General features: G+C 69.5%; 1 protein-coding gene. It reads left to right on the plus strand.

Annotated elements, in window-relative coordinates:
* Positions 1-594: SDR family NAD(P)-dependent oxidoreductase (locus J4G38_RS24370; protein ID WP_226163790.1), on the plus strand; the 594-nt coding region annotated here is incomplete at both ends.

The raw sequence follows: 594 nt of genomic DNA on the forward strand, positions 1-594 counted from the left end.
GTGATTATCACCGGCGCTACCGGCGTGCTGGGCGCGTCCATGTCGCTGGCCGTGGCCGAAGCCGGGGCCAAAGTGGCCATCCTGGGCCGCAACGCCGAGCGGGCCGAAGCCCGGGCCGCCGCCATTCGCGCCGCCGGTGGCGAGTGCCTGGTCCTCCTCGGCGACGTGCTCGATACGGGCCAGATGAACGCCGCCCGCGACAAAATCATGAGCGCCTGGGGCCGCATCGACGGCCTGGTGAATGCGGCCGGCGGCAACCTGCCCGGCGCCACCGTCGGCCCCGGCCAGAACCTGTTCGATGTGGGCATTGAGGACACCCGGCGGGCCGTGGATTTGAACCTGTTCGGCACCGTGATTCCGACCACGGTTTTTGGCCGCGTGATGGCCGACCAGGGCACGGGCTCCATCGTCAATATCTCCTCACTCACCGCCCAGCGGCCCCTCACGCGGGTGATGGGCTACACGCTGGCCAAAACCGCCATCGAAGGCTACACCCGCTGGATGGCCACCGAGCTGGGCCTGCGCTACGGCGGCGGCATCCGCATGAACGCCCTCGCGCCCGGCGTGTTCCTCACCGAGCAAAACCGCGACCTG

The sequence above is a fragment of the Hymenobacter terricola genome (assembly GCF_017921975.2).
Classification (GTDB): Bacteria; Bacteroidota; Bacteroidia; order Cytophagales; family Hymenobacteraceae; genus Hymenobacter; species Hymenobacter terricola.